Source organism: Pedobacter sp. AC190, assembly GCF_979258025.1.
In genome coordinates this window covers 663,446-679,620 of the sequence record NZ_OZ409824.1, presented here as the reverse complement: position 1 = coordinate 679,620, position 16,175 = coordinate 663,446, and the positions used below count along the sequence as shown (strand labels likewise).

General features: G+C 35.2%; 14 protein-coding genes. 7 read left to right on the top strand and 7 right to left on the bottom strand.

The genetic code is table 11. The annotated features are described in order from the left end of the window. Positions 1-114 precede the first annotated feature (114 nt). From ACZZZI_RS03025 to mdh, 7 genes are all read right to left on the bottom strand, one after another. Complete coding sequence (locus ACZZZI_RS03025; RefSeq protein ID WP_316759328.1) at positions 115-1,467, bottom strand: sensor histidine kinase; 1,353 nt, start codon at positions 1,465-1,467, stop codon at positions 115-117. Beyond that, positions 1,467-2,144, bottom strand: a complete 678-nt coding sequence (locus ACZZZI_RS03020; RefSeq protein ID WP_316759326.1) for a response regulator transcription factor — start codon at positions 2,142-2,144, stop codon at positions 1,467-1,469. The genes ACZZZI_RS03025 and ACZZZI_RS03020 overlap by 1 nt, the downstream gene beginning before the upstream one ends. Before the next feature lie 171 nt (positions 2,145-2,315). Next, positions 2,316-2,855 carry an SRPBCC family protein gene (locus ACZZZI_RS03015; RefSeq protein ID WP_316759324.1) on the bottom strand — a complete coding sequence of 180 codons (540 nt, stop codon included), beginning with the start codon at positions 2,853-2,855 and terminating at the stop codon, positions 2,316-2,318. 59 nt (positions 2,856-2,914) lie between these two features. After that, a complete protein-coding gene (locus ACZZZI_RS03010; protein WP_316759321.1) occupies positions 2,915-3,310 on the bottom strand; it encodes a group III truncated hemoglobin in 396 nt (131 codons plus the stop codon). Next, positions 3,294-3,734: a hypothetical protein gene (locus ACZZZI_RS03005; protein ID WP_316759319.1), complete on the bottom strand. Its 441-nt coding sequence runs from the start codon at positions 3,732-3,734 to the stop codon at positions 3,294-3,296. The genes ACZZZI_RS03010 and ACZZZI_RS03005 overlap by 17 nt, the downstream gene beginning before the upstream one ends. 59 nt (positions 3,735-3,793) lie before the next feature. Then, on the bottom strand, positions 3,794-4,219 hold the full coding sequence (locus tag ACZZZI_RS03000) for an aspartyl protease family protein (RefSeq protein ID WP_316759317.1): 426 nt from the start codon (positions 4,217-4,219) through the stop codon (positions 3,794-3,796). Between the two features lie 146 nt (positions 4,220-4,365). Then, positions 4,366-5,304 (bottom strand): malate dehydrogenase, encoded by a 939-nt coding sequence (gene mdh, locus ACZZZI_RS02995; protein WP_316759314.1) that lies wholly within the window; start codon positions 5,302-5,304, stop codon positions 4,366-4,368. 294 nt (positions 5,305-5,598) lie between these two features. Between mdh and ACZZZI_RS02990 the strand changes: the two genes are divergently transcribed. The 7 genes from ACZZZI_RS02990 (at position 5,599) to ACZZZI_RS02960 (ending at position 16,174) form a co-directional block, all read left to right on the top strand. Further along, positions 5,599-6,051 carry a lipocalin family protein gene (locus tag ACZZZI_RS02990; protein WP_316759312.1) on the top strand — a complete coding sequence of 151 codons (453 nt, stop codon included), beginning with the start codon at positions 5,599-5,601 and terminating at the stop codon, positions 6,049-6,051. 441 nt (positions 6,052-6,492) lie between these two features. Continuing rightward, the gene (dnaE, locus tag ACZZZI_RS02985; protein WP_316759309.1) at positions 6,493-10,926 is read left to right on the top strand and encodes a DNA polymerase III subunit alpha; all 4,434 of its coding nucleotides are present in this window, start codon (positions 6,493-6,495) and stop codon (positions 10,924-10,926) included. A 167-nt stretch (positions 10,927-11,093) separates the two neighbouring features. Beyond that, on the top strand, positions 11,094-11,414 hold the full coding sequence (gene trxA / locus ACZZZI_RS02980) for a thioredoxin (RefSeq protein ID WP_109923776.1): 321 nt from the start codon (positions 11,094-11,096) through the stop codon (positions 11,412-11,414). 117 nt (positions 11,415-11,531) lie between these two features. Then, the gene (locus tag ACZZZI_RS02975; RefSeq protein ID WP_316759303.1) at positions 11,532-12,743 is read left to right on the top strand and encodes a PQQ-dependent sugar dehydrogenase; all 1,212 of its coding nucleotides are present in this window, start codon (positions 11,532-11,534) and stop codon (positions 12,741-12,743) included. A gap of 157 nt (positions 12,744-12,900) precedes the next feature. Continuing rightward, positions 12,901-13,818, top strand: coding sequence for a DUF58 domain-containing protein (locus ACZZZI_RS02970; protein ID WP_316759300.1), 918 nt, complete (start codon positions 12,901-12,903; stop codon positions 13,816-13,818). A 137-nt stretch (positions 13,819-13,955) separates the two neighbouring features. Further along, positions 13,956-15,692, top strand: coding sequence for a thiamine pyrophosphate-dependent enzyme (locus tag ACZZZI_RS02965; protein ID WP_463488538.1), 1,737 nt, complete (start codon positions 13,956-13,958; stop codon positions 15,690-15,692). A 20-nt stretch (positions 15,693-15,712) separates the two neighbouring features. Next, on the top strand, positions 15,713-16,174 hold the full coding sequence (locus ACZZZI_RS02960; protein WP_316759295.1) for a redoxin domain-containing protein: 462 nt from the start codon (positions 15,713-15,715) through the stop codon (positions 16,172-16,174). Position 16,175: the final 1 nt, after the last annotated feature.

The window sequence follows — 16,175 nt, the reverse complement described above, 5'->3', positions numbered from 1 at the left end:
TTAGATTAGAATTTAAAATTGTTTATTGGAAATTTCATTATGGAGAGTTTTTACTCGTTGAAGAAGAAGTAGAGGTTATTGAAGCATTAAATGATATATTATGATAAGATTTTTTTAGCCTTTTATTGGCAGTAGAACTTTAATTTCAGTTCCGATTCCTTCTTGAGATTTTATGGCAATGCTACCTCTATGTAAACGAATAATATTTAACGATAAAGGCAAGCCTACTCCGTAACCTTTAAAATCGTTGGTGTTCGAGGCTCTGTAAAATGGCTCGAAAATATGTTGAATATCAGTTTGCGGTATTCCAATACCAAGATCTGTTACAGCAATTGATAACGTGTTTGCCTTGCTTTCAAGATTTATAGTTACGGGATTATTATTCGAATATTTACAGGCATTACTTACAATATTACTAATGGCAAGCTTTATTAGGTTTTTATTTATCTTAAGTGTTAACTGTTCATCATCGTCGGGTAGGGTATTCAAATCAATATCAATTCTGCTATTTGGATGTACTTGATTTACTGAAGCTTTAATTTCCCAAAGTAATTCATCTATTCTTACTTCTTCCCATGGTTGGTTTTTTCCGTTAAAACCAGATTGGGCTAAGCCTAATAAACTCGTTAAAATATGCTCCAATCTATCCGATTCATCTTTAATTTTAGTTAAGGCTTTATGCTGTTTTTCTGCATCATCTTTGGATTTGATTGCCAATTCTACCTCTCCGCTAATAATCGTTAATGGTGTTCTTAATTCATGCGAAGCATTACTAATAAAATTATTTTGGGTTTCGAAAGCTGTTTCCAGCCTGTTAAGCATATTATTAAAGGTTTGTGCCAATTGCGACATTTCATCGCTACCGCTTTTAACATCGAGCCTTAAATGTAGATTTTCTGCCTTAATTTTTTTTACACTTTTGATGATATTTCTTAAAGGCATCAACATATAGTTAGAGAATCGCCAGCCAACTATAAATGATAAAATTATTGAAAGAAAGAACCCAATAATCAATATTTTTTGCAAATCTTTTAATTCTCTAAAACCAAAAGGATCGTTTGCGGAAACAATCACAACGTAACCTTGCTGCGAATTTTTAAAAAATTTACCTGCATAAAAATGATTATCAACACGGTATCTGGCCATAAAACCAGCATTTATCCTATCATAGAAAACCTTAGGCAGTTCTCTATCAACTGTAGATTGGTTGGAGCCTGCTTCGATTATAAATTCTTTTTCTGATGGTAGACGTTCCAGGTATTGATTGCGCATTTTTGCGTAAACATCGTTATTGTCGTCTTCGTAAAGCTTTATTTGTGCCGCAATGTTTACCCTTGCCTCTAATCGCTTATAAAAATCCTCGAAAGCAAATTCATTAGAAAAATACCATACAAAACCACTTAAAAGCGAAATGATAACTGCTGATAAAATGGCAAAGAGTAATGTAATTTTCTTGGCTATTTCCATTATCGATCTTTTAATACATAACCTAATCCAACTGCAGTATGTATTAATTTTTGCGTTGAGTTTTTATCTATTTTTTTGCGAAGGTAGTTTACATAAACATCAACTACATTTGTTCCGAGGTTAAAATCAATATCCCAAACACTTTCTAAAATATCTATTCGAGATAATATTTTAGATTTATTCTTCGCCATAAATTCTAGCAAGCGATATTCTGTTGCTGTTAATATAATTTCCTGATCATTTCTTTTTACACTTTTGGCGCTTAAGTTAATTTGCAAATCGGCTATTTGGATAATCTGATCAAGCGTTGCTACGCCATTGTATCTTCTTAATAGCGTTCTGATTCTGGCGAAGAGTTCAGCAAATTTGAAAGGTTTTATCAAATAATCATCAGCACCGTTATCTAAACCGTTAACTACATTTTCGGTCGTTCCTAAAGCGGTTAGCATGATAATTGGCGTAGTAGGTTTTTGTTCTTTAATGATTTTGCAAAGCTCCAAGCCGTTTATGCCTGGTAACATAATATCAAGCATAATTAAATCGAAATTATGCTCTAAAGCCATCTGTTTCCCTATAATGCCATCTGGCGCAATACTAACTGTAAAGCCCTCGTCGGTTAACCCACGCGAAACAACTGAAACAATGCTTGGCTCGTCTTCTACTATTAACAAATTCATCTAATGGCAAGTAATCTAAAAAAATGCGAATAACAAAATCTAAATCGACAGAAATTAATAAATGTTGCTTTTTTAACCAAAAGCCGACACAATTGTTTGTTTAAAAAAAAAAGTAAAAAAAAACTTCCTGATTTAAGTCAGGAAGTTCAAAAAAGGATTTTGCTAATGATATTATTTTCCAGCTTCTGATTTTTCTTTCAGGCTCACTAGTCCGCTTTCGAAGTCTTTACCAATCATTTTATCCATACCACCCATAACCAGGCACATCCACTTGCTTATAAAATTGTTTTCACCACTCATTGTCCAGGTAACTTTATTTCCCGTTCCTTCTGTCGTGATATCAAATTTAGTGTCGGCATGACTTTCAAAAGGTTCTTTGAAAAACAAATCGATATCAACCTGTTTGTATGGTTCTACCTTTAAAATTTTCATTTCCCCACTTCCAGTTTCTTTACCTGCCCATTCGTACAAATGACCTGGTTGTGCAACTGTACCCGAAAAAGTTGTTTTAGCAGTTGGTTCCATTTTAGCCCATGGATTCCATTTGTAGAATTCGTTAAAATCTGCAATGTTTTTGTAGATTACACTATCAGGTGCATTAATAGTTGTACTTCTGCTTACCGAATAAGTTTTAGGAAGAAAAAAACTTCCAACTACGAGAATTATTGCGATTACAACAATAATCCCGACTAAGATTCTTAAAAATTTCATATTTGATTTGTTTGGTTACTTAAATTTAAAAAGAAACGGTTTAAATCAAAATAAATATTTTAAACTATATTGATGCGTTGGTTCGGACTGTTTAATTTGTAATGCATTAAATCGGCTATGGATTGTGCTTTTTGTTTTATCATTTCTGCATACTCACCTTCAAAAAGTTCATCAACGGTTTCAAAGAAAAGTTTTTTCCAGGTATTAAATTCTTCCTGGTGCATGTTAGCTTTTTCTCTTAATGCAAAATGTGTAAGCATTGGGTTGCCTTTGTAAACTGCTTTGCCAAATAAAATACTCTCCCAAAAATCGTACATTTTAGGTAAATGGTGCGACCAATCTACTTTAGCAATCTCTGTAAAAATAGGGCCAATTTTATTATTCTGTTGTACTTTGGTATAAAAAGTATCAACCAAAAAAATAATATCTGCTCTGTTGCTAATGTCGATTTTCATGTGATAAATCTTTTAAGTTTAAAAAGCCAAGTATTACCAGCAATATGAATTTAAAACTCTCGATTACTATATAAAGGATGTGATGAAAGCTTTCGGTAATTGGTTTTCCGTCTAATACCAATTTTGCTCTTTCATCTAATAATGGTAAAAGCCAAAAAGTATCAGTTAACAATAAAATTGTAATGAAGAATAAAAGTAATCCTTTTAGGTTTTTTAATGATGTTTGGTAAGTGCAAATCAAAATTAGTACTAATAAAACTATTTCAATTTTATTTAGGGCCTGAAAAACAAGTTGCCCTATTCCTAAACCTAATGGTATGGTAATTCCGGGAGCTCGAAATTTTAATGGTGCTTCTAAAAAACTAATTCCAGCAACTAATCCGCTCCAAAAAATAATACAAAAGCAAAGAATATACTTTTTCATTTTATACAAATATCTGCTAAAAAGATTAGAGAAAAATGATATGTATCAGAAAATGGTTATTATTTGTATAACCTTAACATTAATTTATCGTAATTAATAACCGCTTTGTATTGCATCAATATATCGCCGCCAATAATGCCACCAATTGGAGGATGACCAAATTGCTGGTAAGTATCACTCACTGATTGCAAATCGAAAGCCACAGTTTCGTAGTTCTTTAACTTTAATGTGCCGATTTTTAATTCGGGAATTGTAGCCTGAATGGTTGTCGTAGTTGTAAATAGGGTAGCGGCATTAATTTCTTCTGATACTTGAAGGGTTTCTGAAAGATGCTGTTCGATTAATGATTTGTCGAATACACTTCTTGATGCGCCAGTATCTAAAACAGCGTAGTGTTTTTCTTTAAAAACAACAATTTCTACCAAAAGATGAAAACCGTCGTCTTGTAAGTTTATGAGTTTTAAAGGAATTGAAATTGTTTTCATAGTTATTTATGTCTACTACCTTCGACTACGCTTAGGATGACAATTACTAAATTGAAAAAAAATGCCACCAAAGAACAGAATTTACGGATGATTAGCATATTCCGTGCTTCTGTATTTGGTGGCAAAAATAAGTTAACAAATAAGGATTACACCAATTTCATTTCGGCAAGCACGCTATTCATATTTCTAACCGCATCTGCGCTTTTATTAAGTGCAGCTTGCTCGTCGTCAGTTAATTTAAAATCTATAATTTTTTCCCATCCATTGCGGCCAATAATTACTGGCACACCTAAGCAAATATCATTTTGGCCATATTCACCTTCAAGCGATACGCAACAAGTAAAAAGTTTTTTCTCATCCCGTAAAATTGCTTCTACTAATGCTGCACCAGCAGCACCAGGCGCATACCATGCAGATGTTCCAATCAAACCAGTTAAAGTTGCACCACCAACCATTGTATCAGCTGCAACTTTATCAAGTGTAGCTTTATCCAATAAATTGCTTACTGGTAAACTTTGGTATGTAGCCAAACGCGTTAAAGGAATCATGGTTGTATCGCCATGGCCACCAATAACAAAACCTTGTAAATCGTTTGGATTACAATCTAATGCTTGCGATAAATAGAATTTAAAACGAGAACTATCTAAAGTTCCACCCATCCCAATAATGCGGTTTTTAGGTAATCCTAAAGATTTCAATGCTAAATAAGTCATCGTATCCATTGGATTACTAATCACAATGATAATCGCCTCTGGAGAAAATTTTAATATATTTTCTGCAACACCCTTTACAATACCTGCATTAATTCCAATTAATTCTTCACGAGTCATTCCGGGTTTACGTGGTAAGCCTGAAGTAATTACAACTACATCCGAACCAGCAGTTTTGCTGTAATCGTTTGTTACACCCGAAATTTTTGTATCGAAGCCCAAAAGAGTAGCGGTTTGCATCATATCGATGGCCTTGCCCTCGGCGAAACCTTCTTTAATATCTAATAATACAAGCTCATTAGCCAGTTCTTTACGTGCAATGTTATCTGCACAAGTTGCGCCTACAGCGCCCGCTCCTACAACCGTTACTTTCATATATCTAAATTTTAATGGTTTGCTGTTAATTACCAATCGAAGGTATAAATAAATATAAGGTTAAAAAATCCTTTTCAAAACTTTATAATTATATCTGATCGTTGCAGGTTTGCGGTAGGCAAATGCACAATTATACTGGTTGTATCAATTTGCAGTAGACAATTGCAAGAATGCATTATTTTCTACAAGTTTTGATGATGAATATTTTATAGAAACCTTACTCTTTTAGAGAATAGATTGTGATAACTAAAACCTTATCAATACTAAATTGGTTACTTCTAAAAATATTAAGCAATGGAAAATAAACCTATTTCGAATATCGATTATAAAGCTTTTGAAGGAAAATGGTATTCTCTTTACTCTATTCCTACTCTAATGGATAAGCATTGGAAACAAACTACTGAAACCTATACGTTAGCAGATAATGATCATTTTGATGTTCTAACAACTTATCATAAAGAAGGAAAACCTGAAGAAAAATCGATCACATCTAAGTTATTTTTTGAGGAAGAAAAACCTGATGGTGATATGAAAGCGCAATTTTTGTGGCCTTTTAAAATCGGGTATTGGATTATCGAACTAGCTGATGATTACAGTTATGTTGTTGTTGGGCATCCTGATGAAAAATACCTCTTTATAATGGCTCGTGAACCAAAGATGGAGGCTGATTTACTGGTTGATATTATCGAAAGATGCCGCGAAAAAGGCTATGATGTAAGTGAGTTGGTTAGCCAGGAGCATTTTTAGGCAATTATTACAATCGTCCTCCGTTAGTCGGGATTTATAATCCCGATTTTAGCGCTGTGGATTTCAAATCCACAATACATAAGGTCGAGATTATAAATCTCGACCAACCAAGGTTGGAATTCCAAATTTAAATCTGCAGAGTGTATCAACTCTTTACTCTTTTGTTGATAATTTACTGACAACCTAAGGCTTCAAATTCCTTATTTTCTGTTAGTCGGGATTTATAATCCCGATTCTAGCACTGTGGATTTCAAATCCGCAATACATAAGGTCGAGATTATAAATCTCGACCAACCAAGGTTGGAATTCCAAATTTAAACCTGCAAAGTGTATCAACCCTTTACTCTTTTGTTGATAATTTACTGACAACTTAAGGCTTCAAATTCCTTATTTTTGAAGAACCGTTAATATTCTACAACGGTTAATTCTTTTCAATAAAATATGTACTTAATTTTTGATACTGAAACCACGGGTTTACCACGTAATTACAACGCACCAATCACCGATACGGATAACTGGCCACGTTGTATCCAAATTGCGTGGCAGCTACACGATGAGATGGGGCGATTGGTTGAACATCAAGATTATCTGGTTAAACCAGAAGGATTTAATATTCCTTACGATGCAGAAAGAATTCACGGTATTTCGACTGATTTAGCAATAGAGCAAGGTATTTCATTTGATGAAATGCTGTATAAATTTAATGAAGTTTTAAATAAGGCAAAGTTTATTGTTGGTCAGAATGTTGGCTTCGATGTAAACATCATGGGTTGCGAATTTCATCGTTTTGGTGTTGCAAATCGCATGGCCGAAATGCCAGTTTTAGATACCTGTACTGAAGTTACCGCACAACTTTTGCAATTACCAGGCGGTAGAGGTGGTAAGTTTAAACTACCTACCTTAACCGAGTTACACGCTTATTTATTTGGTGCGCCATTTAACGAAGCCCACAACGCAACCGCCGATGTGGAAGCAACTACGCGTTGCTTTTTAGAGCTGGTTAAACGTGAAGTTTTTAAAAAAGAAGAACTACTGGTCGATGCAGAATATTTTCCTCGTTTTAGAGAGGTAAACCCTGCAACAATTGAGGGTGTTGGTTTAAAGCACATCAATTTAAAATCAGCTTCTGATGAAATTCGTAAACGAATACAAAAAGCTGAAGGTGGCGGAATTTCAAAACAAGAACTCGAAGGCAATAAGCAAGAACTTGCTGCGGCAACTTTTGTTCACTTGCATAATCATACCCAGTTTTCAGTTTTACAAAGTACCATAAGTATTCCTGCTTTGGTAAAAGCTACAGCTGCACAAAAAATGCCTGCCGTTGCAATGACGGATCATGCAAATATGATGGGTGCATTTCACTTTGTAAATGCAGTTTTAAATCATAATAAGGCAGCAGAGGCTAAAAATGCCGAAGCTATAGAAGCTGGGCAACGCCCTACAGAAGTGGTTATGACACCGATTGTTGGGGTAGAATTTTTTGTTTGCAACAATCACTTAGATCGAACGGCAAAAGATAATGGCTACCAAATGGTACTATTAGCAAAGAATAAAAAGGGCTATCATAATTTAGCTAAAATGTCTTCTATTGCTTATACTAAAGGGTTTTATTATGTTCCTCGTATTGATAGAGATATAATCGAACAGTATAAAGACGATATTATTGTGCTTTCTGGCAACTTATCGGGAGAGATTTCGAATAAGATTTTGAACATGGGTGAAACCCAAGCCGAAGAAGCCTTAATATGGTGGAAGGAAAAGTTTGGTGATGATTTCTATATTGAAGTTATGCGCCACAATCAGGAAGACGAGAATCGTGTAAACGAATCTTTAATTTCATTGGCAAAAAAACATGCGGTTAAACTCGTTGGAACAAACAATACCTATTACATCAATAAAAAGGATGCTAATGCACACGATATTTTGTTGTGTGTAAAAGATGGTGAGAAACAGGCAACGCCAATTGGCCGTGGCCGTGGCTATCGCTATGGCTTACCCAACCAAGAATATTACTTTAAATCGCCTGATGAAATGAAATCGCTTTTTGCGGATTTACCCGAGGCTATTTTAAATATTCAGGAAATTGTAGATAAAATTGAAATCTATAAACTTGCTCGTGAGGTACTCTTACCTAAATTTGATATCCCTGAGGAATTTTTAGTTACCGAAGACGAAGCGGATGGTGGAAAACGAGGTGAGAATAAATTTTTAAGGCATTTAACCTACGAAGGTGCTAAAAAACGTTATGGCGAATTAACGCCGCCAGTAATTGAGCGTCTAGATTTCGAATTGGCTACAATTGAAAAAACGGGTTATCCTGGTTATTTTCTAATTGTACAGGATTTTATTGCCGAAGCTCGCCGAAGAGATGTTTCTGTAGGTCCTGGTCGTGGTTCGGCCGCAGGATCTGTAGTTGCCTATTGCTTGTGGATTACCAACATCGACCCGATTAAATACGATCTCCTTTTTGAGCGTTTCTTAAATCCCGATCGTGTTTCCATGCCCGATATTGATATCGATTTTGATGATGAGGGTCGTGGTCGCGTAATGGAATACGTAATCAACAAATACGGCTCGAGTCAGGTTGCGCAAATTATCACTTATGGAACGATGGCTGCGAAATCGTCAATCCGAGATACAGCAAGGGTATTGGATTTGCCTTTATTTGAAGCCGATAAAATTGCCAAGCTAATTCCAAATATGAAGCTTGCTAAAATCTTCAATCTGGATGAAAAAACTTTAAAAGATGCTTTGCGTCCTGATGAATACGAACGCGTTCAGGAATTAAAAGCATTGGGACTTTTAAAGGATTTGAGTGGCGAAACCATTCAACAAGCTCAGGTTTTAGAAGGTTCGTTAAGAAATACAGGTATCCATGCCTGCGGGGTAATTATTACGCCGAGCGATATTACGAATTTTGTTCCAGTTGCAACAGCTAAGGATTCTGATTTATACGTAACTCAATTCGATAACTCCGTTGTAGAAAGTGCTGGCTTATTAAAAATGGACTTTTTGGGTTTGAAAACCCTTACACTTATAAAGGATACGGTTAAACTGGTAAAGAAAAGACACAATATCGATTTAGACCCAGATACGTTTCCTATTGATGATGTAGCAACCTACGAACTTTTCCAGCGTGGAGAAACCATCGGGATTTTCCAGTACGAAAGTCCAGGTATGCAGAAATACATGAAAGAACTTAAACCTACAGTTTTTGATGATTTAATTGCCATGAATGCATTATATCGTCCAGGACCTATGGAATATATTCCAAGCTTTGTTAAGCGTAAAAACGGAGAGGAAGAAATTAAATACGATTTAGATGCTTGTGAAGAGTATCTAAAAGAAACATACGGAATTACAGTTTACCAGGAACAGGTAATGCTTTTATCGCAAAAGCTAGCTGGTTTTACCAAAGGTGAGGCCGATGTTTTGCGTAAAGCGATGGGTAAGAAACAGAAGGATGTTCTGGATAAAATGAAACCTAAATTTGTTAAGCAAGCGGCAGAAAAAGGCCATGATGCGACAACTTTAGAGAAAATCTGGAAAGATTGGGAGGCTTTTGCATCTTACGCCTTCAACAAATCTCACTCTACTTGTTACGCATGGATTGCTTACCAGACTGCATTTTTAAAGGCACATTATCCTGCAGAATATATGGCTGCGGTACTTTCCAACAACATGAGTGATATTAAACAAGTTGCTTTCTTTATGGAAGAATGTCGCCAAATGGGTGTTGTGGTTTTAGGCCCAGATGTAAACGAATCTGATCTTAAATTCTCTGTAAATACCAAAGGTGAAGTTCGTTTTGGTATGTCGGCTGTTAAAGGAGTAGGTGAGAAGGCTGTAGAAAGTATAATTGAAGAACGATTAGCAAATGGGCCATACGGTACGGTTTATGATTTTGCTAAGCGTTCTAATACACGTATAGTAAATAAAAAAGCTTACGAAAGTTTTGTTTACAGCGGTGCATTCGATGCCTTCGGCGGACACAGAGCGCAATATTTTTATATCGGTCCGAACGATAAAATGAATGGCATTGAGAAAATTATTAAATATGCCAACGATTTTCAGAATAATGAAAATACATCACAAGCTTCGTTATTTGGAGGTTCGAAAGCCGATTTGATATTAGAACCATCGTTACCAGTTTCGCCCGAATGGGCTTTAATGGATCGCCTAAAATATGAGAAAGATGCGATCGGAATTTTTCTATCTGGTCATCCTTTAGATAATTATAAACTAGAACTTGATAAATTCTGTACACATGGTGTTAGGCAACTCAGTATTATCAATAAGGTAAGAATGGGTGATATGAACGAAGAAGTTCTTGCAGAGTTTGAGAAACTCAAAAACCGTGAACTTTGTGTTGGTGGTTTGGTTGTAACTGCATCACAAAGAATAACGAAAACAGGCAAGCCATTCGGCACATTTGTATTCGAAGATTATGACGATGCTAGTGAAATGGCACTTTTCGGAGAAGATTTTCTAAAGTTTAAATCATTTTTAACGGAAGGTTATTTTTTACAGATAAGAGGAAGAGTTGGTGAGCGTTTCGGAAAAGCAGGGGATTGGGAGTTTAAAATCACCGCGATCAATTTAATGTCTGAATTGAGGGATAAATTAGCTAAAAGCCTAACGATTCAGGTTCCTATCGAAAGGATAAATGAAGAGTTAATGAAGCAGATAGATGAGATTTTAGCAGACAATAAGGCAAATTCTGAGCAACAAAACTGCCAACTTAACTTCGCTATTTTTGATAGTGAGAAGCAGATTATGTTAGATATGCCATCTAAAAACCTTAAAATTAATCCAAACAATAAATTTTTGGAACAATTAACAGGATTGAATGTTGTTAATTACAAACTGAATTAGTTTTTTGGCTGTTTAGTTAGTTTGTTGTTTCGTATTTGTAACGGATGCCTAAAAACGAATCAAGTAAAAAAACAACCAGCTAACAAACCACAATAATGTCAAATTGGCATTACAGTATAGGTGGCATTAGAATTGAATACATATATTTGAATATAAAAAAATAAATTATGGCATTAGAAATCACAGATGCAAACTTCGAGGAGCTTGTATTAAAGTCAGATAAACCCGTATTAGTAGATTTTTGGGCAGAATGGTGTGGCCCTTGTCGCATGGTTGGTCCAGTAGTAGAGGAAATTGCGAAAGAATATGATGGTAAAGCTATCGTTGGTAAAGTAAACGTAGATAATAACCCACAAATTTCTATGCAGTTTGGTATCCGTAACATTCCAGCTTTATTGTACTTTAAAGATGGTCAGGTTGTAGATAAACAAGTTGGTGCTGTTCCAAAATCAGTATTAGCTGAAAAATTAAATAAGCAATTAGCTTAAAGCAAAAAACTAAAGCACAACGCTTTATTAAAATATATCACCCGAATTCGTTACAGAGTTCGGGTTTTTTATTACAATTTTTTTTTGTTCTTTTATTCTTCTAACAAAATCATAACTATGAACCTGTTCAACAACAAAACATCCAAATTAATATTAGCTGGTTGTTTATTAAATATTGGTGGAATTACTTTAGTTTCTGCACAAAATCCTGTAGAAACTGGAACACCTTCGGCAGATTACAAACCTGCTTTTGCAGGCCAAACACGTATTGCAAGTGTTAAAACTGCTACACCTTTAAATATTTCTATTATAAATGATAAACTGGAACGTCCTTGGGCAATTTCCGTAATGCCTGATGGAGGTTTTTTAATTACACAGAAAGAAGGAACTATGGTTACACTTTCTGCCGATGGGAAGTTAAAAAGTAAAATTGTGGGTTTGCCACAGGTTGATGATTCGGGACAAGGTGGCTTATTAGATGTAACTTTAGATCCAGATTTTGCTAAAAACAGAATGGTTTATTACGCCTACTCGGAGCCTCAGAGCAAAGGTGCTTTGCTTGCAATTGCTAAAGGTAAGTTATCTGCAAATGAAACTGCAATAGAAAATCAAACTGTAATCTATCGTGCTACACCAGCTTATAGCGGTAAACTTCAATATGGTTCGAGAATTGTTTTTGATAAAAATGGAAATCTATTTGTTAGTACTGGCGAACGCTCAGGCTCTGATATCAGAATCCAGGCACAATACTTAAACTCTTCACTGGGTAAAATTTTACATTTAACTACAGATGGTAAACCAGTTGCAGGCGGCCCGTTTGTAGGTAAAGGAGACGCGAAACCTGAAATTTACGCATACGGACTTCGTAATCCTGATGGTTTGGCAATCAATCCGCAAACAGGCGATTTATGGGAAGCAGAATTTGGACCAAAAGGTGGTGATGAAGTAAACATTATTAAACCAGGTAAAAATTATGGCTGGCCAATTATTACCTATGGAACTGAATATAGTGGTAAAAAAGTTGGCGATGGTATTCAGCAGAAAGAAGGTATGGAGCAGCCCGTGTATTTTTGGAATCCAAGTATTTCGCCTGGTAGCATAGCTTTTTACAACAGCAACCATATTGCAGAATGGAAAGGTAATTTGTTTGTAGGCGCTTTAAGTGGTTCGCACATTATCCGTTTAGTTATTAAGGATAATAAAATTGTTGGTGAAGAAAGACTTTTAGAAGGTAAAGGCGAGCGTTTCCGAGATATGGTAGAAGGTAAAGATGGTGCTTTTTATTTGGTTACCGATAATGGTAAGTTATATAAGATAGACAAGAAGTGAGCCTGAAAACTGAATCAAAGAAGCCCCGATTTCGATGGAGAATTCGGGGCTTCTTTGATTAATTAAGCTTGTTAGAATTATAATTTTAGTAATTAAATGCATTGATACTGTTTTTACAGATTCTGTTTATTAAAAAATCTTTCGTTAGCTTTACTTTATGCCAGCAGTAAATTACGAAAATGAAACCAACTTTGGCAATTTAGAATTGCTCGCTCAGCAAGTTGTTGAAGGTTTTATAACAGGTTTACACAAAAGTCCGTTTCATGGTTTTTCTGTAGAATTTGCCGAGCATCGCCAATATAATAACGGCGATAATGTAAAAAATATCGACTGGAAATTATACGCCAAAACCGACAAGCTTTACAGCAAGCGCTTTGAAGAAGAAACCAATCTACGATGTCAATTTGTTATTGATGTTTCTTCATCTATGTACTTTCCTGAACCAAAAAATAATAAATTAACTTTTTCTATTCAAGCTGCGGCTGCTCTAATGTATCTCTTAAAAAAGCAAAGAGACGCATTTGGGTTGAGCTTATTTACTGATGAGATTTTAATGAATTCGCCTGCGAAATCTACAACAGTCCACCAAAAATATTTATTTACACAGCTAGAGGAATTGCTTCAAAAGCCAAAAGTAAATGCACAAACAAACTTAAGCGAAGCGTTACACCAAGTTGCAGAATTAATCCATAAACGTTCATTAGTCATCGTGTTCAGCGATTTATTTAATACACAAACAAGTCCTGAAAAAACAGATGAACTTTTTGATGCTTTACAACATTTAAAGTTTAATAAGCACGAAGTAGTTGTTTTTAACGTAGTTGATCTATCGAAAGAAGTAGATTTTAATTTTGAAAACAGACCGTATGAATTTATTGATATGGAAACGGGCGAAACAATTAAAGTCCACACCAATCAGGTAAAGGAAAATTATGTGGATGCTGTATCTGCTTACAGGCAACAAATTACATTAAAATGTGCTCAATATAAAATAGATTTAATTGATGCAGACATAAATGAGGGTTTCTATCCAATTCTTCAATCCTATTTAATTAAAAGACAAAAACTGGGTTAAAATACTATACTAAACCTAAAGTTTCAAAAATTACAAAATACTGTAATTTCAAAGCAAACAATACCATCGTTATTAAAGTATAAATAGTATTAATATTTAAATCAAGGTCCAAACCATCTTAACTTTAAGAAATATATATGGCTAAAAATGTTGCAGAACAATTAGTTGAAATGCTGGTTGAAGCAGGTGTAAAAAGAGTTTATGCGGTAACAGGCGATAGTTTAAACTATTTTAATGATGCTGTTCGTAGAAATGGAAAAATAAAATGGATTCATGTTAGAAATGAAGAAGTTGGTGCTTTCGCTGCAGCAGCAGAGGCTGAGTTGGATGGTTTAGCTTGTTGTGCAGGAAGTTGTGGACCAGGGCATGTTCATTTAATTAACGGATTGTACGATGCACATCGCTCTCATGTTCCTGTAATAGCCATTGCATCAACGATTAATACCAATCAATTTGGTATGGATTATTTTCAGGAAACCAATACGACAAAATTATTTGATGACTGTAGTTCTTATAATCAAATAGCTACTACCGCAGAACAAGTGCCCAGAATGTTTCAGTCTGCTATTCAACATGCGATAACCAAAAAAGGCGTTGCTGTTTTTGGATTACCTGGCGATGTTGCACAACTAGATGCAGTAGAAAGCGAAACTTCAATGCAGCTGTTTAAGTGTAACCCTATAATCAGACCATCAGACAATGAGCTTCAGCTGCTTGCAGACTGTTTGAATGAAGGTAAAAAAATAACAATTTATTGCGGAATAGGCGCTGCAGAAGCTCATGCTGAGGTTATAGCTTTGGCAAAAGAATTAAAGGCTCCAATAGGCTTTTCTTTTAGAGGTAAAATGGGCATGCAATATGGAAATCCTTACGAAATAGGAATGACGGGATTGCTCGGACAACCATCAGCATATCATAGTATGCACGAATCGGATGTGGTTTTACTTTTGGGAACAGATTTTCCTTACCAAAATTTTATGCCTGAGAAAAATAAAATTATTCAGATTGATGAAAATCCTGAACGATTAGGTAGAAGGGCGAAATTACACATGGGATTATGCGGAGATATTAAAGATTCTATTTCAGCATTACTGCCATTAATTAATAATAAAGAAGACGATAGCTTTTTAAATGCACAACTTGCATTCTACGAAAAAGTTAAAGCTCAACAACAGAATTATGTTACTGATCAAGGAGAGGAAAATAAAATACAACCAGAATTTGTTGCCGATACAATTGATAAGTTAAGCAGTAATGATGCAATTTTTACAGTTGATACTGGAATGTGTTGTGTTTGGGGTGCAAGATTTATTAACGGAACAGGTAAAAGAAAAATGTTAGGTTCTTTTAATCATGGCTCAATGGCTAACGCGATGCCGATGGCTATTGGTGCCGCACTTGCTCATCCAGAACAGCAAGTAATTGCGCTTTGTGGCGATGGAGGACTTTCGATGTTGCTAGGTGATTTGGCTACAATTAAACAATATAATTTGCCAATTAAAATTATTGTGTTTAATAACAGGGCACTGGGAATGGTTAAACTTGAAATGGAAGTTGATGGTTTACCCGATAACGAAACGGATATGATAAATCCTGATTTTGCATTGGTTGCTGAGGCAATGGGATTTAAAGGTGTTACAGTTTCGAAACCAGAAGATGTTGAGCATGCAATTGCAAATGCGATGAGCCATGATGGACCAATTTTGTTAAATATATTAACCAATCCAAATGCTTTAGCCATGCCACCAAAAATAGAATGGGAACAAATAATAGGTATGACAGTTTCTATGACAAAACTAATGCTTGGTGGAAAAATGAGCGAAGTATTCGATACTATTAAATCGAATTATAAACACTTAGGTGAAGTTCTTTAGCCTAAATTAAAAGATAAACTATGTTAGAAAAAGGCGCTACAGCACCCGATTTTGAGTTGAATGCTACTCCTGATCAAAAAATAAAACTTAAAGATTTTCTTGGTAAAAACGTAATTCTTGCTTTCTACCCAGCAGATTGGAGTCCAGTTTGCAGCGACCAAATGGCACTGTATAATGAAATGCTAAAATATTTTACAAAACATGATGCGCAGATTTTCGGAATCTCTGTAGATAGTGTTTGGTGTCATTTAGCGTTCGAAAAGGATAGAAGTTTACACTTTCCGTTACTGGCAGATTTTGAACCAAAAGGAGCGGTTTCTAAAGCCTACGGTGTTTATGATGATGAAGTTGGGGAATGCAAGAGAGCGCTTTTTGTTATCGATAAAAAAGGTAAAGTTGCCTGGAGTTATTTGTCGCCAACTGCCGTAAATCCTGGCGCCGATGGAATTTTAGACGCACTTGAAGAATTAGATAAAAAATAGA